This window comes from Bacillus sp. AFS059628, from assembly GCF_002571225.1.
In the GTDB taxonomy this organism is placed as follows: domain Bacteria; phylum Bacillota; class Bacilli; order Bacillales; family Bacillaceae_G; genus Bacillus_A.
Genome location: NZ_NVEC01000004.1, coordinates 91,181 through 111,226 on the forward strand (window position 1 = coordinate 91,181; position 20,046 = coordinate 111,226).

Below are 20,046 nucleotides of genomic sequence, written 5' to 3' on the forward strand. Positions count from 1 at the left end.
CAGTTTAATGATAGGACATACACAACGCAAAAGATAAACAGTTCTGAATCACAATCCAGCGACTTTTTCTATAAAGTCACATCACTTCCCATAAAAGAAAGTAATTACAGCTTTGTAGATTTCAAAAGTATAATTAACTGTAAATTCCCACTATAAAAAATATGACAATTTATAAAAAAAACGAAAATTACAACATAAATAAATTGAAGATTTTTTACTAGCCATTACAATCTTATGTTTGTAAAATAAATTCAGGGTATTTTGTAAAGCTATGTAAATTTTTAGGAATAGCTTTAGGAGAGACAATTTATGAATATACTTGTATCAAACTTAATTTATAACAAATCTGCAAAAAGAAAAATTCAAATCCTTGAAATACTAAGTGGAGAACAAAAATCCATATCCTCCATTGAATTGGCAAAACAAATTAACTGTTCAAATCGGACTATTACAAGTGAAATTAGTGAACTTAATATTTCGCTTCCTGAAACTTGGGATATAATCGGAGAAAAATCTAGGGGCTACATGTTACAAAAACCAACAACTGACAGTCTTTCTCCAATTATTATGTCATCCATAAAAGACAGTATGGTTTTCAAAATCCTTACAGAAATATTCATAAATAAGTATTATTCTTTAGAAAAGTGGTCACAAATTTTATATATAAATAAATCCACATTACGGAGTAATTTAAAGGATTTTGAAAAATCTATATTAACTCCCAATAATTTAGAATTTAAACTAGGCTTGATTAAAATTAACGGAGAAGAAATCAATATAAGATTTCTTTATAAAGCTTTTTTCTTTAGTATAGAACAGTATACAAATGTAATTTCACTACCAAACGATTTAACGGAAAATATTAACAACACTCTTAATTCGCATAATGTAAACATAGATTCTAATTTATTAAAAGTAATTATTTATGTCTCTATTCAGAGAATTATTGGCAATCATTTCGCAGATACTAAAATTAAGTTCCCTGTTATTTTTACATTTGAACAATCACTTTGTTTCAATGAAATAATTTCTATCATTGAGGATTACTGTATGGTGAACCTACCTCAGGACGAAATAGACACATTAAATCTTGCTTTCTTTCTTTGTTCAACTAGTATTACGCAACAAAAAGTCAAAACCCTTAAATATCTTGAGAAAAAAAACGAAAACTATTATCAAGATTTTTTAAAGCTTGTGGATATGATTATTTCTAATAATAAAAGACATACTATCAAAAGTGACTATTTAAAATCAGAATTATGTATCTATTTTTATAAACTTTATGTTGCTAAACAGTATAAATTCTCAATGGACTGCTTTTATACACAGCCAAATTACCTAGTTTCCAGCTTAAAAGAAATGTATGATACAAATCATCTTATTATTTCTAAGTGGAATACTACTATCAACGAGAATAAATTTAATGAAAATGACATTAGTCACCTAGCACAACACACAATTCATATTCTTTACTCCACCTATTCCAGAAAGAATGTATTATTTTCTTTTTCTGGAAATCCAGCGTATGCAAAACTTGCCAATATGACTTTAAAGGCACACTTTGAAGAATCTATAAATATTCATTTAAACCTAGACAATTCAACAAAATACGATCTTATAATTACCAATGATAGAACAACTTCTTATCCTAATAATTCACCGGTTTATTTCATTCATCAATTTATTACTAAAAGAGATATCCAAGATATTAATGATTTACTATTTGATTAAAATTTCATGTTATAACAACATGGGGTAGCAAATCCTGATTTTCTTCCAAATAAACCGACTCACGCAAAAAAACAAAGTGAGTCGGTTTATTCTTGACATAATGAAATGAATTTTAACACGCAAACGCATATAAATGAAAGATAGTAACAGTTTAATAAACTTCAATTATTATTTAGCAAACAGATGATTTCCAATTTGTGCCACGGTTTGACGTGTTGTAATCCATTTGTCAGTGGACGTTTGAGGATTATAGAAATAGAGCCAATCCGAATTTGTTTCTTTGGAAGTGAGAGCCTCTTCTACTGCCATTCTTGCTTCCTGAGTAGCAGGCTGATTAATCCTACCGTCTGTAACAGGAGTAAATGCATAACCGTTTTTAATGGGTTCATAAATTACGTCTTTAATTGTATTTGGAAAGCCATTAGTGTTAACCCGATTTAACACTACCTTTGCAACCGCAACCTTCCCTGTATAAGGTTCCCCTCCTGCTTCTGCATTTACTAATCGAGCCATTAAGTCCACTTCTTGTAATGAAATATCAGTATTGATCTTTAAGTGCTGACCGACAAAAATATGATTTCCGTCTATTTTATTGTTTTGTTTTATAGACTCTATTGAAACCTTATATTGTTGTGATATAGAACTTAATGTATCTCCGCTTTTCACTTGGTAAATTGCTTGATATGTATCAGTTGAAGCTGTTGAAGTATTCTTTTGAACATACTCGTTTGCAGTTGACGATCTTGGTATTGTTAAACGTTCTCCAATGTTAATTTGATTATTTGCTTTGCTATTAGCTTGTTTAAGTAATTGTACGGATACTCCATATTGTTTACTTATCGCTTCCATAGTATCATTCTTTTGAACCGTATAGACTGTTGAGGCTGCAACCCCTACTGGATTTGATATTATTGTAATCATTGCTGCAGATAGTGGTAACCAGGTTTTCACCTTACATAACTTCATTCAAAAAAACCTCCTAAAAATATTTAAATAAGCTTTATTATGTTTCAGCTGAAAACAAATCAAGCTAGTTATAGCGTAACAAAACATATAATTTAAGTCATTGCATTTGTATTTCTATATACATAGTTGAATTGCCGATGATATTAAAATGCATGTTTATATTTCAAGCATTACTATTCTCATTAATTGTATTGAAGCTATTTTAAATACCTATTATTAATCTAGTCAAAAATATTTCTTAATTAGCTACAAAAAAAACAAACATACATTGGATATGTTTGTTTTTTTATATACAAATTTTTTAGGCACATGAGACGAATACCAAAGAAAAACTTCTTATATTTATTCTATCAAAGTAATTCTTCAAAAAATTAATGATTTTTCCCTTGATACGGAAATTTCGCATCACATTATTCTTATTTTTTAAATCATTTTTTAATAATACACAAAGGTATATCATTGATTCTAATAATAATCAATTTCGAATATCTTAGTTTTTCATATTAGCAAAAGTAAAGGAGGAAGCAAGATAGATTCTCTATTTATATTGGAAGAAACCTCTTCTGGCTAGGAATGCAGAAGAGGTTTACAATAAGGGATCTTGCTCTTGCAATTTTTAAGGAGACAACATATTTAGTTGTCAGTTATTATTATTACACAGATCCTTTTCAATAAGTTTTCTTAAATTTCCTTATTAGAGGAAAAAATGAAAACGTTTAACAACTCCCATTAAGTTATAATATAATTGCAAAGATGGGAAAGCAATAATAGATATTATGACACGGAAAAATAGCCGATACTCAATTCGAGTACCGGCTATTTTTGTATTTATATAGAAGACTCACTAAATTAATGAATTTTATTAACCCTACATATTTTCTTATATTAAATGAAAATGCCTCCAATTCCAATTGGAGGCATTTTCAAATCATAGCAAAATAGAACGTTTTCTCTTACTACTTGAAGTGGATACTATTTTATCACATTATGATTATTATAAGACAACATGTTTATTAAAAAATAGATAATGTTATTTCTCAGTATTCAATAAAGATTTCCCCACCATAGCAGCAGCGATTCCACCTAAGATTGGAGCAATAATGAATACCCATAATTGAGAAATAGCTTCTCCACCAACAAATAATGCCGGTGCAAAACTACGTGCAGGATTCACAGAAGTTCCTGTTAATGAGATACCTAATAAGTGCACTAACACTAAAGTAAGACCAATTACAATTCCAGCTAAATTAGTAATCCCCTTGTTACCAGTTACAGCGATAATAACTAAAATAAAGACAAATGTTAACACGAATTCAACTATGAATGAACCCGCTGCCCCTAAATTCCCAAAACTATTCTGACCTAAGTTACTTAATGCCATTCCCGATGATTTTAAAATGGTTACTAAGGTTACAGTTCCTAATAAAGCACCTAAGATTTGTGCTACTATATAATACGCAAGCTCCTTAGCCGTCATTCGTTTATTTATAAACATGGCAATAGATACCGCAGGATTAACATGGCAACCAGAAATTGTTCCAATGCTATATGCCATAGCAACAATTGATAATCCAAAGGCCATCGCAATTCCTAAAATACCGATTCCTTCCACTCCTCCACCTATTACAGCTGTTCCAGTTCCAAATAGTACCAATACAAATGTGCCAATACATTCAGCAATTGCTTTGTTTATCATGATTTTCCTCCTTTAAATATGCATGAAACGATTTTATAGGGTTTTAAATCGTTTCATGCTAATTAAGTTCTCTTTAATAGAACTACAAATTAAAAAGCATTCACTTTTATTACAAGTGAATGCTTTTTAAAACACAGTGAATAAGATACTGAACTTAAATAAATACAATACAGTTCATAAAAAACTCAATTAAATTATAACAAACACAAAATAGTATTTTCGCTACATTTTTTCCGGTTAAGCGGTAAATTTATAACGAAAATTATTCATTTTGACTTTTTTATCCTATCGTTACCAATACCTATTCCACTAATTAATCTACATTACCTATAATAAACTTCTCATATTTAAGAATAGTAAAAAATTTATAAGTAACCTCTGGCTCTACATAGATTACTGTTTTTGTCTGATTTCCTATTTTCTATTGTTACTACCGAATTTCAGTATACAACATGAACTTATAGAAACAGTAAAGGTTAATTCAAATGATAAATACAAATTTTAATTCAATTAATGTCACCTTCCGTTAACTTTCCTGAAAAGTATATAATTTTGGTTTTTATTTTAGTTAGAAAACAAATATTAATAAATTTTTTAAGAAGATCCTTTTTGACTAAATGTTTTATTACTGGATTCGTTTCTATTTGAATGACTTCCATTCTTGTCATCTGAAGCTTAGACCCTATTTTCTAACAAGATAGTTATAACTGCAAAAGAACTTCCTTAACGTAAGATGCAACTAGACTTTCAAATTAAAAATTATTAACATACGCATCTCACATTACTTTGGATATTGCCTTCTTATAATCCAATCGTTCTATTCATTACTTTTTACGCTTTACAAAGGAAAAATGTATAACAAAATGGATGACCTTAATTTGTTATACTTACTTTAAACATTTTATTTGAGAGATATAAAGATGAAATAATTCAGGACTTATAACTGGGTTTTAATCGTCGATAATGAACAAATCGCTTTCAAATCTTCAAAAGTGTTGGGCATTAGCAAGAGGATTGTAGAGATATAATACCAGGATATTAAGAAAATCAAATTCAAGAAACCTAAGTCACTAACTAACGGTTATATTCACTTCAAATTGATTAGTAAATCGGGTACAAAAAGAACTAAATTAGAAGATAGTAATGAGATAGTAGTTGATACTGTAAAAATCTCTATTTTCGGAAGTCCTACTACTATCAATGTTTCAATCGATGCACCGGCAAGCATTTAACATGGTTAATATCAATTCGGAGGAAGGCACCTTAGGGTATCTTTTTTTCCCTATTCTGCTGCAAATGATTAGGGTATTACAATAATAAAAAAGAGCTATAAAATATATTATTTTTATAAGATTGAAAACAATTTACTTATTTCAACTTCTACCTTTACTTTGTTTAATAATTATTCTTTAATTTACTTGGAGAATACCATTTTAATTCAAAAAATGATCTCGTTACATTCTTTAAGACCATTGAAACTTTCTTAACCTTGTTAAAAATGAGGGGATCGGCTTGAAAATGGACTTAGCGTTGTAAATCCGCATTTTTCTGATGGTACCCCATCAAAAATTCATCTATGTTATTAGTATCAATTTGTCTAAATGTTATTAATAACATAGATAAAAAACATGGCAAATTTACATATCAAATTACAAGTCCACCCCTCACAAAAAACAGGATAAAAAATAAACAGCGGAACTAGTCCACTGTTTACTTCGCCACGCCTTCATGTAATTTTTCTGTATAATCTTTTACATCTTTCCAGCTATCTTTCGCTGTATGTAAATCTTCCTTTATGAAGGTAAACTCTTCAGGGCTGATTCCTTTTACGTTTTGTAATAAATTATTATATTTTGCCCCTACTGTATACCATTGATTTGATATGTTTTGCAACGCTGTAATTGCTGCATCAATCGTTTCAGTCATGTTTGTTGTTTTATTTTTTACATCTGTCAATATTGCGACTTCTGCTTGTGCGCCAGAAATTCTATCCTTTAAATTGGCGATTTCTCGTTCTGCATTTGCGATATCTTTTTTCGCGACGGCAATCATCGGTCCGCCAGCAAGGCATGTTATTAACGCTACGCAAAGTACGCCACCAGCAATGACCATATCATTACTCTTTTTAATTGAATCATTATATGTATTGATTTGTTGCTCTAGAGCGGGGATACCAGCATTCGTACTTGCCAAAATCGAGGTTAGTTGATTTGTATCCTCTTTAAAGCTATTTGTATCTTTCGCCATTCTATCACGAAAGGCTTTCAAATCTCCTAATAATACATCTACCTCATTTTGATTCTTTACAATATCCGCGTACAATTTTTCTAAATCCGCTTTTAACTTTACGCTATCTTTTTGATCAATCGCAATTAGCATGCTATTATAATACGCTTGAAAAGTATTATTGTAATTAATAATATTTTGATCCGTTTTCATAATTTGCGGCTTCATATGATCTAACCAATACGCCGCGTTAATTTTTGCATCTCGTTGGTGCTGAATCATATTTCCTTTAAACTCACTATTAATCGAACTTATTTTACTCAAATCAGTCTCTTGCTGATTTTGAATTAATTTTGCATAGGAGTCCATTGCGAATATGCTCGATGTCGTTTGCGCCATTACATCTTGGAATCCAGCTGGCCCTAACGAATAATTTTTCGTACTTTCTTGCAATGTTTTTACATTTTGTTCTGCTGCAAAAGGATGTAAAGGAAATGCATTACCCGTTGCCACCCCAGCAATCATAAACGTTAAAAGACATTTTTTATAAAATCGTTTCTGCATTCTTTTCACCTATTTTCTTTATAAGGGTATAAAGTGAAACTTTAATCAGCCCTCACCAATCGGACNNCATTAAAGTGGGATAAAAAGCTCCTGCTCACAACTGAACAGGAGCTTCAAATCTTTCATCAATACGTAACGCTCTAACGATTCGTATTTGATTAAGCTTTTTTCGTATCTACTACTTTAATATCTTCAGCATAAATCTTTTCTGCATAGTCTTTAATGTTTTTCCAGCTATCTTTCGCAATGTTTAAATCTTCTTTAATGAAAACAAGGTCATTCGGGCTAATTGAATCTACATTTTGAAGTAAAGAATTGTATTTTGATCCCATTGTGTACCATTGGTTTGAAATGTTTTGCAACGCTGTAATTGCAGTATCAATTGTATTTGTTAAATACTCAGTTTGTGTCTTAATGTTCGTTAACCCAGCTACTTCTAATTGAGCAGTTGTAACTTGTCCTGTTATTTTTTGAATTTCAGCTTGTGCATTATCAAGTTCTTTCTTCGCTAATACGATACCAGCTGTACCACCGCCTACAGCTGCTGCACCACCTGCAATTAACGCGACTCCTAACGGCGTTCCTGCACCTGTAGCAATCACTACTGCACCACCAATAATGGCAATTGGCCCTAGAGCTGTCGCAACTGATGAACCGATAATAATTGCATTATATTTACTAATTGCTTCATTGTACGTTGTAATTTGATTTTGCAGAAGCGGGATTCCTGCATCTTGACTAGCTAAAATAGATGTAATTTGATTTGCGTCTCCCTTGAAGTTTTGCGTATCGGACGTCATTTTATTTCGGAATTTCTTCAAGTCATCTACTAACTGATCTACTTGCGCTTTATTTTCATTAATACTACTTGATAATCTAGTTAAACCTTTCGTAAGAGTCGCTTTATCTTTTGCATCTACCGCAGCAACTAAAGTATCGTAATAGTTTTGGAATTTCGTATTGTAATTAATGATATTTTGATTCGTTGAAATAAGCTGTGGCTTCAATACATCTAGCCATTGCTTCGCATTTCCCCTAGCTGTATCCTGGTGCTGAATCACTTTCCCTTTTAAAGCCGCATCAACAGACGATACATTTCCAAAGTTAACATTCCCTTGTTTAATAATTGTTAAAGCGTACAGATCCATTACTAAAGCGTTTGAACCTGTTCTTTCCATTGCATCTTTTAGGCCTTCTGGTCCTAATGAGTATTCCTCATAGTCATTATAAGCTTTTGCTACCGCATGAACTGGAGCTTGCTTCACTGTACTTTCAGCTGCATACGTATGGGCTGGCATAATGTTTCCTGCTGCAAATACTGCCATAAGTGCTGATAGAGCCATTACTTTATAAGGTTTTTTTGTCATTTTTCTTCTCTCCCTATATCGTTACTTATTTTTAATGTACTTCAACGTTTGTAACGTAATCTTCAAATTGATTTGTTTGCTTATTCATTTCATCACTTACTTTTTTAATTTGATTGAAATGTTTTTGAAGTAAACTACTATCTGTATATGTGCCTTCTTCAACATTCTTTTGAATTTGGATCATATTATTGTTTAGAACTTTCCAATCTGCTAATAACGTTTCTAAAGTGGTAATTTGACGATCGATTAGTTCAGTGAAACTACTTACTTGATCTTCAACGAATGTAATTTGTGTCGCCTCTGCTTCAGTTTGTGATAATTTTTGAATAAGTGGTAGTAGCTCTTTTTGCTTTTGCTGAATGCGAAGAGCCGCTTCCCTCGTTTGACTATCGGCAGCATTTACAATTTCATTACTTAAAGTACCGATAGAAACGAAATCAATCGTTTTCGTTTGTGCAGTTTGATTTGTAATTGTAAATACTTGTTTACCGATATTAATAGAACCTTTAATAATTTCTTGAGGTCTATTCAATATAGTAGTTAGTTCAGCTTGAATTTCCCCTTGAATTCTTTTAATATCTTCTCTTAACTTCACAATATCTCCACTTGATCCTTGTAGTGTTTTTATTGCTTCATCAGCCTTTATAGATAAGTTATTACTATCTTTGTCTAATACTGTTTTAAATCGATTTAGCTCTAATAAATCTTGCTCCATACTCTCTTGGATGCTTTCTACTTGCAATTGTAATTTTCCATATGCGCCTGTAAAATCTGCTTTTGCCTGTTCATCTTCATTTACTTTTCCCGCTAGTTCATAGAGCTTACTATAATAACTATTAAATCTAGTACTATATCTCATCATCTCTTGATTTAAGTCGATTAGCTTCGGATTATATTCATCAATCCACTCTCTTACATTTGCCTTTGCAAACTTTTGATGATTCGTCAAACTACTCATCGCGTTCACCTTAATGTCTGGCTGTTGTAAAATCACTAGTCCATATGCTTGTATAAGTGGTGACTGTGATCCTAACATTCTAATTGAATTAGATAATGTATTTGGAGCAATTACATTTTGTGCATATACTGTCTTCACTTCTGTTTGCCCCCCCTTAGCGTAAGCGCTTACAGGAATGAAGCAACTCGTAGATACTGCCGTAACCAATAACCCTGTAATTAAAGTCTTTTTCACTTTAACTCCTCCTATGTATTAGCAACTATTACTATCGCATTGTATTATTCTATTTTCTTGCATATAATTTGAGATGGTTAAAATAGAGAACGTTCTCACCGCGATCCATGGATGAACCACCTCTCTCAACTTTTATTGCTACAGTACTTACTTATTGTTATAAAACATTTCATATGTGATTAGTATGAATAATATTGTATAAACTTTCTATTTTATAGCCATTCCCACATTCACACAGTGAATATATTACATAAAAATATTATTCATTATAAACTAAAAAACGTACGTAAATATGAAATTTCGTTTTGTTTTCATGTAAGTTTTGTACTGTAAGGTCATTTAAACACAGCTATTTATATAACGTAAAGAAGTATTTTCATTCCCTTTATTTTCAAGTTTTATTGTCCTTATTTCAAAATATAATCCTCTTCATTTTTTTAATTGAAATATCCATATATCACAACAAAAATCCCTACTTATTTACAGACACAAAAATTATATTAATATATCTTTTAGGTTCGTATGCAATTATGCATAGTGTATACATAAAAAGGATAACTTCACTTACGTAAAGCTATCCTTAAAAAATCTTCTTACTTTTTCAAATGATATGGAACTGTCGTAATAACAACATTTCTTTTATAGAGTAAATACGCACGAATGAGTAAACTAGACTGATTATGAAGAATGTTATGCCAACCTTTTTTCGGAATAAACTGTGGTATAACGACAGTAACACGGTAATTTGATTCACTCGCTTTATATTGCACTGTATCAATAAACTTTGTTAGCGGTTGAATAATACTTCTATAATGAGAATGTAAAGTAACAAGTCTTACTTCAGGTTGCCACTTCTTCCATTTCTCTTCAAATTTCTTTTCCTCTTCTCTGTCAAAAGCAACATATACAGCGATAACTTGATCTGCTGAAAGAGACTTTGCATAGTTCAATGAGTTTTCTACCACATGTGTCATACCAGCTACAGGAACGACAATTACATTTCCTTCAATCGGAACAATCCGTTCACAAGTTTTTAAACTTAGTTGGTCTCCTACTGCATCATAATGCTTCTTAATTCGGTGGAACAAGAAGATAATAACAGGTAAGAAAATAAGGATTGACCAAACTTGTGCGAACTTAGTTAAAAAGAACATACTCATTACGATAAAACTAATGACTGCACCAATTAAATTGACTGTTAATCGTAAAGCCCATCCTTCTGGTTTTTCACGAAGCCATTTTAATACCATACCACTTTGAGAAAGGGTAAATGGAATAAATACGCCTACTGCATATAACGGGATTAAATGTTCCGTTTGTCCTTGGAAAGCTACAATTAAAATAATTGATGCAATTCCAAGTATAATAATACCGTTTGAGTAACCTAGACGGTCTCCTCTTATCGTAAACATTCTCGGTATAAATTTGTCTTTTGCAAGGTTAACTGCTAATAGTGGAAATGCAGAATAACCTGTATTAGCAGCAAGTATTAATATTAAAGCCGTTGTACCTTGTATGAAATAGTACATGAAATTACGTCCAAAAGTTTGTTCAGCAATTTGTGAAACAACTGTTACCTCTTTACTTGGAGTAATTCCATAATAATAAGCTAAAAAAACAATTCCTGAAAATAAAACGGCAAGTAAAGCCCCCATTGCGAGCAATGTTTTTGCAGCATTGTTAGGTGCAGGATCCTTAAAGTTTGGAATTGCGTTAGAGATCGCCTCAACACCTGTTAAAGCCGAACTACCCGATGCAAATGCTCGTAGAAGTAAAAACAAACTAATACCCGCAACCGGAGTTCCAATTGGCGTGTGTAATGTCGGTGAAACTTGACCAGTTATAATATTATATATACCTACACCAATTAATATAAATAGTGCTAGAACAAATAAATAAACAGGATATGCTAAAACGGAAGCTGATTCCGTTACCCCTCTCAAATTTAATATCGTAATAAATATAACAAATATAATCGCAATGATTACATTATGTGCATGTAAACTAGGAAAAGCTGATGTGAGCGCATCTGTACCCGCTGACACACTTACCGCAACAGTTAAAATATAATCGACTAATAAAGATCCTCCAGCTATTAACCCTGGATTCATCCCTAAATTTTCTTTTGATACAACATACGCGCCTCCGCCATGCGGATAAGCAAAAATAATTTGACGATAAGATAAAATAAGGGCTGTCAATAATACTAATACCCCAACAGCGATCGGAATTGAATACCAATAAGCAATCGCTCCAAGACCTGCTAAAGCAATTAAAATTTGCTCTGGTCCGTATGCAACCGATGACAATGCGTCAGAAGATAAAATAGCTAACGCCTTCGTTTTATTGAGCTTTTGTTCTCCAAGCTCAGTTGATTTTAACGGTCTTCCAATTAAAAATCTTTTAATAGATGAAACCAATGATGTCCACTCTCCAATAATTTTGTACGAACTTTTCTGCTAGTTACAGCGGATAAACTATTTCCTCAGAAAACAAAAAATGTCTACAAGCCATAACGAAATAGACTTGTAGACATTATATTTTTTGTCGCACAAGCTCCACCTTCCTTCTCAATATAACGCTTACGAGGTTAGCTGTCGGATTCGGGCCTATGAGTAGCCCTACCTTTTTCAAGGATTCACCCCATTGGATTAAGAACTAATCCATAAGAACGGGTCCCCCGCACCATGCGGTTTCAGCGATTTAGAAAATTGAAACTGTGGATTATAATACTCCTTTATTTTCAAAATGTAAATAAAAATTTTTAAAAAGAAAAAAATTAAATGATTTCGCATAATTCGCCGGTAAACATACATAATGAATACTAAAAAATTGATAAAGGAGACCCACATGTCTAAAGAAAAGAAGCCTATTTTTTCCGATTCCTATTTAGATGCATTAGCAAATGAAATTAATCAATTATACGGTAAACGTGAACAGGAAATAAATTTGACAGATAGAACGAAAAGAAATAAATAATTTGTCATAAAAAAGAAAGCAATACACTTATATATTGCTTTCTTTTTATTTTTTCATACATCCAATTCTATCGCTGATTTGTTAAAGGTCATTTCTTCATACACTTTCAAATTTTGATATACCGCACCTAATAATGGCGCTTCTATAGAAAATTGTTTTGCTGCATTTAGTAAATATCCTTGCAAGTGCTCGCCTTCAATAGACGAATCTTTTTCCATATCACGTTGCATCGATGACTTCATATTATACGAAATTTTATCAATTGTTTTCATATGTTCTTGGGCAATATTATCTTTAATTGGAGCTCCTATACATCTCATAATTTGCATACATTCTTCAAATAAGTTTTGGATAAAATCGCGTCCACCTTCGCTTTCACGAATCGGTCCTATCGGTGCCCGCATTAATGTCGTCACACCCGACATTACAGTAATGAATAAATATTTATGCCACATATCTTGCATAATATTTTCACTTAATACAAAACTAGATTTTGTACCTGTAAATGCTTTAGAAATATGCTGTATTCTCTCTGAATCTTGAGGCTTCATTTCTCCAAATACAAGTCTGTTTGCAGCACTCGTCTGTACAATCTCTCCTTGATCGTTTAACGTCGTCTCTATAAAGCACAAACCGCCAATCACTTTCTCATCACCAAATTCTTTTTGTAATAGTGATACATGTGCGATACCATTTAGCAATGGAATAATTACAGTATTTTCACCTACAAACGGCTTCAAATCTTGCATTGCCTCGTTTAAGTGATACGCTTTTGTTGAAAATAAAATAACATCAAATGGAGAAGTTCGATCTTCTTTCGTTATTAATTTCGGTTGAAAGGAAAAATCTCCGTTAACACTTCGGATTACAAGTCCCCTTTCCTCCAATTGTTTTTTCCGTTTACTACGAACAAGAAACGTAACATCTTCTCTCTTTTCTACTAAGCGACCTCCAAAAAAGCCTCCAACGCCACCAGCTCCTAATACTAAAATACGCATACAACATCCCCCTTTTCAAAATACAATGTTATAACTTTTCGTATACATAACATTATACATGTCCCCTACTAAATAAGCTGAATTTTCATACTTAACCAAGTGTAAAACAGTGGTTATTTTCAAATAAATTTGGGTATGTTGTTTTTATAGCATATATGGAAAGGAAACAATGTAAATGGAGGCAATACAAACAATCGAGGAAAAGGATGTAACAACAGCTATATTTCAATTTATATTCCCATTTTCTTTTAAAACTGGATATGAACAAAATATGTTCCCCTTCTTACAGAAAAATGACTTTCGCCCTTTTCGACTCGATCATCTTGAAAATGAAAATACATACTATGGAAAGTTTCAAGTTTCACATCAGAATATGGAAGCATATTATCTTTCATTTACAAATAAAATACTCTTTCCTCACTCAGAACATCAAAAAGGATTGCAACGCTATTCTAAAGACCTTAACTTAACAGGACATTTAACAACAAATCTTATTTCCGTTCCATTTAAGATTCATTCTATTGACGTGACACTTTGTCCTTATGAGCTTGGCTTCTTAACAATTCGGACGGAAGTAGAAACCGCTCCAAACATGACATTATCAGAAGCAATTGAATTTGCGGCCCGTTTCCGTGTACTTGAAACTAAAAATGATACAAACGAGACTATTTGTATTGAATGCAATGGAAAAAAGTATTCCCAAGTGGAAAGATTCATTTTTGGTTATTTATTTCATGGCATAACAGATTTCTTTGAGAAGAAGAGATTAAGAAGTTCTTACTTTCAAACCTTTCCTTTCTTTGAAGATCAACGAATGTATGTACAAACTTTATTATCCATAAACAAAGAGTCGGATCTTCATGTAGTTGATGTATACCGAGCTTCCAGTCTTTCCGGATTAACAGACGATGGTAAGCCCTATATTAGTGCAAATAATGTTCCTTATATTCAAGATTATTTAGCAAAACATTCTTATCAAAGATGGGCCCCTAATCGCTACTTTATTATGGAAGAACACATTTTTACATGTATAACAAATGAAGGTGAGCAAGCAATCGCTAAACTTGCGAGTCAAATGTATGGGGAGTTTTATTACGCTTTGTTATTAAATCTATTTCATAAAGTTGTTTTATTAAAAATGGCAAACGCTTATGCCGAGTTAAATATTGAACAAGATACAAATGAAATAGAGCAATTAATTTATTCAATCAATTCGTTTACAGCAAATTACTTTTCTTTAGAGTTAGTATCTCAATCACAGAGTGAAGATATTTTCTTTCGATTAAGAAAGCTTTTTAACATTGAAGTACTATACTCGAATGCAAAACAAAATCTTGATAGTTTGTTTAAATATCAAGAAAATGTCGCTTCAAAAAAAGATAGCCTTTTACTATTAATTTTAACGCTCTACTCTGTAGTAGGCCAAATGTTAGGTTTTACTATGATTGATTTGTTAAGAAACACCGATTCAAACAAAATATCGTCGCCACTTGAATTTTTCGCGCTTTTAATAGCGATTAGCGGCATCGTCATTTCACTTATTTTAGGTGCACAAAGTTTATACCAATGGGGCATACAACATAAACGAAGAAAAGCATGGGTAAAACAAACTGTACTTTCTGCTGTAAAAGCGAAAGATGATAAGAAGTAAAGAAGGTTATTCTCAAATTTAAAATACATGGTACACGTTTTAGTAAACGAAATTTTTATCGGCAATATATCGACTTACCGAAAAAAGTTAACAAAAAAAGTACTCCAAAATAAAATTTGGAGTACTTTTTTATAAAAACTTACTTTCCTGCTTCGATTTTTTCTAATGCAGCAGCTACTTGTTCTTCTGTTAATTCATGTTGTATTACGTAGCGGTTACGAGGGCTTACACGACATTCATGAGAACATGCACGTAAATATTTCGCTTCGTTTTCTTCAGAACATAAAATTTTCTTATTACATTCTGGATTTGAACAGTTTACATAGCGCTCACAAGGTTCACCTGTAAAGTGGTCTTTACCAACGATAACATGTTCTTTTTGGTTTACTGGTACAGCGATACGCTCATCAAACACGTAGCATTGTCCATCCCAAAGCTCACCTTGTACTTCTGGATCTTTTCCGTACGTTACAATACCTCCGTGAAGCTGACTTACATCTTCGTAACCTTCACGAACTAACCAACCAGAAAACTTCTCACAACGAATTCCGCCTGTACAATACGTTAAAATCTTTTTGCCCTCAAGTACTTCTTTATTTTCGCGAATCCAATCTGGTAATTCACGGAATGATTCGATATCAGGTTTAATCGCACCTTTGAAGTGACCTAAATCAAATTCATAATCATTTCGTGCATCAATGATAACTGTATCTTCTTGTTTCATTGCTTCATAAAAATCTTTCGGCTCTAAATACTTACCAGTGATTTCGTGTGGGTTAATGTCATCTTCTAGACGAAGTGTAACTAATTCTGGACGAGGACGCACGTGCATTTTCTTGAATGCATGACCATCAGCTTCATCTATTTTAAATACGATGCCATCAAAACGTGGATCGTTGTTCATAGCTTCCATGTATTTCTCTGTTTGTTCTACAGTACCAGAACAAGTTCCGTTAATACCTTCTTTTGCTACAAGAATTCTGCCTTTTAATTCAAGTGAATTACAAAATGCTAAATGCTCTGCCGCGAATTCTTCTGGGTTTTCAATTGTTGTGTACATGTAATATAGTAATACTCTATATGGTTTTGTAGTTGCCAATGTATTTCTACCACCTATCTAATTTTTAAAATCATGTATAAGTTAACGTTTATATCAAAACATATATAATAAGAAAATGAATCCATTTTCTTCTCTTTATACTATTTTCTATCAGTTAACAAAAATAAAAAACAAGATTACACATCAAAACACTATGGTTATGTTGTAATCCCAATATATTATATATCATACAAATGCAATTCCATCAATTAATATGCTGTATTATCGGCTTTATGTTCACATAAATTTCAAAAATAGCCCTTTAATTCATTATGTTTCCCCACGTCTTCACACCATAAACTCCCAATTTTTTATAACGTCACACCATTCATTGTATAAAGGCATATAATTTGCACTAAGGAAACATTTATGTTCAAATAAAAATATCATCTAATACATTTAAATGTATTGAAATAAGCAATAAGAATACTTACAATAATTTCATCATGTTAACATTTTAAAGGGGAAAACGACTATGAATAAAGATATATCAAAAGATGAACAAGTCCCTTCTCAAAGTACAACTGTTCAATCAGCACATTTAGCATTAAGCGGACAAACGAAAGGTTTAAAAAGACTATTACCTTTTTTAGGTCCTGCTTTTATCGCTTCAGTCGCTTATATTGACCCTGGCAATTTCGCGACAAATATTGCCGCTGGATCACAATATGGATATTTATTACTCTGGGTAATTCTCGCTTCTAATTTAATGGCTGTATTAATCCAAACTTTATCAGCTAAATTAGGAATCGCTACAGGTAGAAACCTTCCTGAAATTGCTCGAGAAAACTTCCCAAAACCTGTATCCATCGGCTTATGGATACAAGGTGAACTCGTTATTATGGCTACTGATTTAGCTGAATTTATCGGGGCAGCACTCGGATTGTATTTATTATTTGGAATTCCGATGCTACCTGCCGCTTTAATTACAGCAGTCGGATCATTTATTATTCTTGAGTTTCAACGAAGAGGATTTCGCCCATTAGAAGCTATCATAACAGGAATGATTTTCATCGTTGTTATCGCTTTTGGTGTACAAGTCTTTTATGCAAAACCGGAATTAAGCCCTCTACTTTCAGGACTTTTCATTCCGAAATTCCAAGGTGTAGACAGTATATTACTTGCAGCTGGAATTTTAGGTGCGACAGTTATGCCACACGCAATCTATTTACATTCCGCCTTAACGCAGCGCCGCGTAGTCGGAACAAATGATGAACAAAAGAAAAAGATTTTCCGCTTCGAGTTTATTGATATTATTATCGCAATGGTTATCGCCGGAGCAATTAATGCAAGTATGTTAATTGTTGCGGCTGCACTATTCTTTAAAAACGGCTTACATGTCGAAGATCTCGATGTTGCTTTTAACCAGTTTAGTACTTTAGTCGGCCCTGTATCAGCTACTTTATTTGGAATTGGACTCTTATCAGCAGGACTATCTAGCTCTTCTGTCGGTACAATGTCAGGTGATATTATTATGCAAGGTTTCATTCGAATGCATATTCCGTTATATTTACGCCGCTTTATTACAATGATTCCGCCATTAGTTATTATCGCTTTAGGTGTAAATCCAACATACGCTCTAGTCATGAGCCAAGTCGTCTTATCATTCGGTATTGCTTTTGCATTAGTACCACTGATTATGTTTACAAGCAATAAAAAAATTATGGGTGCGCTCGTTAATCACCGCATAACAACTTTTATCGCTTGGATTATCGCGACACTTGTTATCATTTTAAATATTTTCTTACTGTATCAAACATTTGTAGGATAACGAAAGAAGAAGGCTGTTTCAAATTTGTGTTGAAGACAGCCTTTTTCTTTTTAAATTATAAATTTTTATCATCCATTTACATGACAGACCGTGCTTTCAACAAATTTTATAAACTCTTCTTCCTCCTCAATAAATGGAAAATGATTGCTGTATTCAAATGTCGACATTATCGCATTTGGCATAAGTTCCGCTACTTCCACTGCAAATTCATAAGGACACTGTGCATCATAAATTCCAGCATAAATATGGGCTTGTATATTTAAGTTCTCTAATTGTAAACGTAAGTCAAATGTAGGTAACTCCTTATAAGAAAAATAATCAAGACGTTTTGATACTGTTTTCCCACTGTTCGGTCTAGTAATCATTTCATCATAAGCTGATTTATTATATAAAGACATCATTGTCCACTCTTTATTTACGGCACGCCTCTCATCAATTGTAGAATCTCTGTCCCTGAGCACCGCAAATATTTCTGTTAAACGAGTATTTTGATTATTATCTCTACAATAAATACTATTTTTGTGATTCATATATTCAGCTGATGCACATAATCCGCCAGCTATAATTTTTATAAGCCTCTCTGGACACATTATCGCATACTGTAAAGCAAGCATTCCACCAGTTGAATGACCTGCATATGTCCACTCTTTAATATTTAACGCTTCACGTATCGCCTCTAAATCACGTACTGCATCTACCATTCCCAGATTATATTTAGTGGTGTCATGTGTAGAATTTCCGCATCCTCTTAAGTTTATAAGATACACTGTGTAATGGTTTGTAAATGCAGAAGCAAATAAGTTACCATTGCTATTAAACTCACTGTATAGATGTGTTACACAAAGTGGGTTTCCTTCTCCCTTTTGAAAATACTCAAAGTTCCCTCTTTCAGTTTCGATATAATATTTCTCCCACATCAGCGTTTCCCCCTAATGTCTTTTTATGTATTCTCCTTTTTCCGGCATTATCACACCTTTCTCAGTTCGAAAGTAAAGTGGTAATCCTTCCGAAAGAAATATGCTTACCTTGGATGGATTCTGCCTTTGATGATGAATATGTAAATGCGGCTCACTTGAACTTCCTGAGTTACCGACCTGAGCAAGAAATTCTCCTTCATTTACATGTTGTCCTTCTTTAACTTTAATGGATCCTTGCTTTAAATGGGCAAGAATTAAATATGTCTCTGATTCATCTAGTCGTAAATAAATATGATTACCCGCCATTGATTGAAAATCATCCTCTCCCGGAACTACATCTTTTTCATCATTATTGATGGATACAACTGTTCCAGAAGCTGGTGCCATTACTTTCGCTCCATATATTCCATAATCCTCTAACTTACGACTTGTCACTTCAGCAGGAGGAATAAGAATATCATATGCCCAGCGCTCATTTGGTTTTATAACGTGATAATTCGTTTCTAACCGATCACCGCCCCACCCCACTAATGCTCGTTCATTTAAAGGAAAGCGCACGACTACTTTAGGGCTCGTAGAATGCACATCTGCCGGATAAGCAAGTCTACCAATGTTCGCAAACCATCCTAAAGGCCAAGCTCCAATTATAGAGAAAAGAACGATGAAGAGTAGCGCTCCATCTATTCGTTGTCTGAAAATTCCTTTCCACACAAATAGTAACGTTACCCCTATCAAAATAAAGAGTGATACTATGCTAAAGGCTTGTATACTCCACCAAGCAATGACTGATATAACACCTTTAGCTAAATAAACTACACTCCAACTTATAATTAAAAACACAGCTAAAATTATTAATACATATTTCTTCCACATGTTGTATCCCCACTCT

At 32.7% G+C, this 20,046-nt stretch carries 14 protein-coding genes and 1 riboswitch; of the genes, 4 read left to right on the forward strand and 10 right to left on the reverse strand.

Going from position 1 to position 20,046, the window contains the following annotated elements; genetic code table 11:
* The first annotated feature begins 309 nt into the window (after positions 1 to 309).
* The gene (locus tag COL05_RS03590; RefSeq protein WP_098667609.1) at positions 310 to 1,731 is read left to right on the forward strand and encodes an AcpB/EbpR/MafR family transcriptional regulator; all 1,422 of its coding nucleotides are present in this window, start codon (positions 310 to 312) and stop codon (positions 1,729 to 1,731) included.
* A 168-nt stretch (positions 1,732 to 1,899) separates the two neighbouring features.
* Here the strand turns inward: COL05_RS03590 and COL05_RS03595 are convergent, their stop codons facing one another.
* The 6 genes from COL05_RS03595 to COL05_RS03625 form a co-directional block, all read right to left on the reverse strand.
* Entirely contained in the window at positions 1,900 to 2,697 is a 798-nt protein-coding gene (locus COL05_RS03595) for a cell wall hydrolase (protein ID WP_098667610.1), read from the reverse strand.
* A gap of 1,030 nt (positions 2,698 to 3,727) precedes the next feature.
* The gene (locus tag COL05_RS03600) at positions 3,728 to 4,393 is read right to left on the reverse strand and encodes an aquaporin (RefSeq protein WP_098667611.1); all 666 of its coding nucleotides are present in this window, start codon (positions 4,391 to 4,393) and stop codon (positions 3,728 to 3,730) included.
* A 1,710-nt stretch (positions 4,394 to 6,103) separates the two neighbouring features.
* Positions 6,104 to 7,183, reverse strand: coding sequence for a non-hemolytic enterotoxin NHE subunit C (nheC, locus tag COL05_RS03605; RefSeq protein WP_098667612.1), 1,080 nt, complete (start codon positions 7,181 to 7,183; stop codon positions 6,104 to 6,106).
* 158 nt (positions 7,184 to 7,341) lie between these two features.
* A complete protein-coding gene (nheB, locus tag COL05_RS03610; protein WP_042512898.1) occupies positions 7,342 to 8,550 on the reverse strand; it encodes a non-hemolytic enterotoxin NHE subunit B in 1,209 nt (402 codons plus the stop codon).
* A gap of 31 nt (positions 8,551 to 8,581) precedes the next feature.
* Complete coding sequence (gene nheA / locus COL05_RS03615; RefSeq protein ID WP_098667613.1) at positions 8,582 to 9,742, reverse strand: non-hemolytic enterotoxin NHE subunit A; 1,161 nt, start codon at positions 9,740 to 9,742, stop codon at positions 8,582 to 8,584.
* A 593-nt stretch (positions 9,743 to 10,335) separates the two neighbouring features.
* The gene (locus COL05_RS03625) at positions 10,336 to 12,162 is read right to left on the reverse strand and encodes an APC family permease (protein ID WP_098667615.1); all 1,827 of its coding nucleotides are present in this window, start codon (positions 12,160 to 12,162) and stop codon (positions 10,336 to 10,338) included.
* A gap of 144 nt (positions 12,163 to 12,306) precedes the next feature.
* Positions 12,307 to 12,453: riboswitch (cyclic di-AMP (ydaO/yuaA leader) on the reverse strand.
* Positions 12,454 to 12,592: 139 nt separating this feature from the next.
* Here COL05_RS03625 and COL05_RS31690 point away from each other — a divergent pair.
* Positions 12,593 to 12,721, forward strand: coding sequence for a hypothetical protein (locus tag COL05_RS31690; RefSeq protein WP_000031869.1), 129 nt, complete (start codon positions 12,593 to 12,595; stop codon positions 12,719 to 12,721).
* A gap of 53 nt (positions 12,722 to 12,774) precedes the next feature.
* On the opposite strand, the gene panE is transcribed toward COL05_RS31690, so the two are convergent.
* Complete coding sequence (gene panE, locus COL05_RS03635; RefSeq protein WP_098667617.1) at positions 12,775 to 13,719, reverse strand: 2-dehydropantoate 2-reductase; 945 nt, start codon at positions 13,717 to 13,719, stop codon at positions 12,775 to 12,777.
* A gap of 175 nt (positions 13,720 to 13,894) precedes the next feature.
* On the opposite strand from panE, the gene COL05_RS03640 reads away from it, so the two are divergent.
* Positions 13,895 to 15,370, forward strand: coding sequence for a hypothetical protein (locus COL05_RS03640; RefSeq protein WP_098667618.1), 1,476 nt, complete (start codon positions 13,895 to 13,897; stop codon positions 15,368 to 15,370).
* A 139-nt stretch (positions 15,371 to 15,509) separates the two neighbouring features.
* Here COL05_RS03640 and trhO read toward each other — a convergent pair whose 3' ends face one another.
* The gene (trhO, locus tag COL05_RS03645; protein ID WP_000246213.1) at positions 15,510 to 16,469 is read right to left on the reverse strand and encodes an oxygen-dependent tRNA uridine(34) hydroxylase TrhO; all 960 of its coding nucleotides are present in this window, start codon (positions 16,467 to 16,469) and stop codon (positions 15,510 to 15,512) included.
* A gap of 475 nt (positions 16,470 to 16,944) precedes the next feature.
* On the opposite strand from trhO, the gene COL05_RS03650 reads away from it, so the two are divergent.
* Positions 16,945 to 18,240 (forward strand): Nramp family divalent metal transporter, encoded by a 1,296-nt coding sequence (locus COL05_RS03650; RefSeq protein WP_098667619.1) that lies wholly within the window; start codon positions 16,945 to 16,947, stop codon positions 18,238 to 18,240.
* Positions 18,241 to 18,308: 68 nt separating this feature from the next.
* Here COL05_RS03650 and COL05_RS03655 read toward each other — a convergent pair whose 3' ends face one another.
* Together COL05_RS03655 and COL05_RS03660 are read right to left on the reverse strand one after the other, a co-directional pair.
* Positions 18,309 to 19,157 carry an alpha/beta fold hydrolase gene (locus COL05_RS03655; RefSeq protein ID WP_098667620.1) on the reverse strand — a complete coding sequence of 283 codons (849 nt, stop codon included), beginning with the start codon at positions 19,155 to 19,157 and terminating at the stop codon, positions 18,309 to 18,311.
* A gap of 12 nt (positions 19,158 to 19,169) precedes the next feature.
* Complete coding sequence (locus COL05_RS03660; protein WP_098667621.1) at positions 19,170 to 20,030, reverse strand: M23 family metallopeptidase; 861 nt, start codon at positions 20,028 to 20,030, stop codon at positions 19,170 to 19,172.
* Between the last annotated feature and the right edge of the window lie 16 nt (positions 20,031 to 20,046).

Excerpts from the sequence above, each read along its gene's own strand:
- COL05_RS03595 (WP_098667610.1), bottom strand. The coding sequence starts at position 2,697 with ATGAAGTTATGTAAGGTGAAAACCTGGTTACCACTATCTGCAGCAATG.
- COL05_RS03655 (WP_098667620.1), bottom strand. The coding sequence starts at position 19,157 with ATGTGGGAGAAATATTATATCGAAACTGAAAGAGGGAACTTTGAGTAT.
- nheC (WP_098667612.1), bottom strand. The coding sequence starts at position 7,183 with ATGCAGAAACGATTTTATAAAAAATGTCTTTTAACGTTTATGATTGCT.
- COL05_RS03640 (WP_098667618.1), top strand. The coding sequence starts at position 13,895 with ATGGAGGCAATACAAACAATCGAGGAAAAGGATGTAACAACAGCTATA.
- COL05_RS03590 (WP_098667609.1), top strand. The coding sequence starts at position 310 with ATGAATATACTTGTATCAAACTTAATTTATAACAAATCTGCAAAAAGA.
- COL05_RS03650 (WP_098667619.1), top strand. The coding sequence starts at position 16,945 with ATGAATAAAGATATATCAAAAGATGAACAAGTCCCTTCTCAAAGTACA.
- COL05_RS31690 (WP_000031869.1), top strand. The coding sequence starts at position 12,593 with ATGTCTAAAGAAAAGAAGCCTATTTTTTCCGATTCCTATTTAGATGCA.
- nheB (WP_042512898.1), bottom strand. The coding sequence starts at position 8,550 with ATGACAAAAAAACCTTATAAAGTAATGGCTCTATCAGCACTTATGGCA.
- COL05_RS03660 (WP_098667621.1), bottom strand. The coding sequence starts at position 20,030 with ATGTGGAAGAAATATGTATTAATAATTTTAGCTGTGTTTTTAATTATA.
- COL05_RS03600 (WP_098667611.1), bottom strand. The coding sequence starts at position 4,393 with ATGATAAACAAAGCAATTGCTGAATGTATTGGCACATTTGTATTGGTA.
- panE (WP_098667617.1), bottom strand. The coding sequence starts at position 13,719 with ATGCGTATTTTAGTATTAGGAGCTGGTGGCGTTGGAGGCTTTTTTGGA.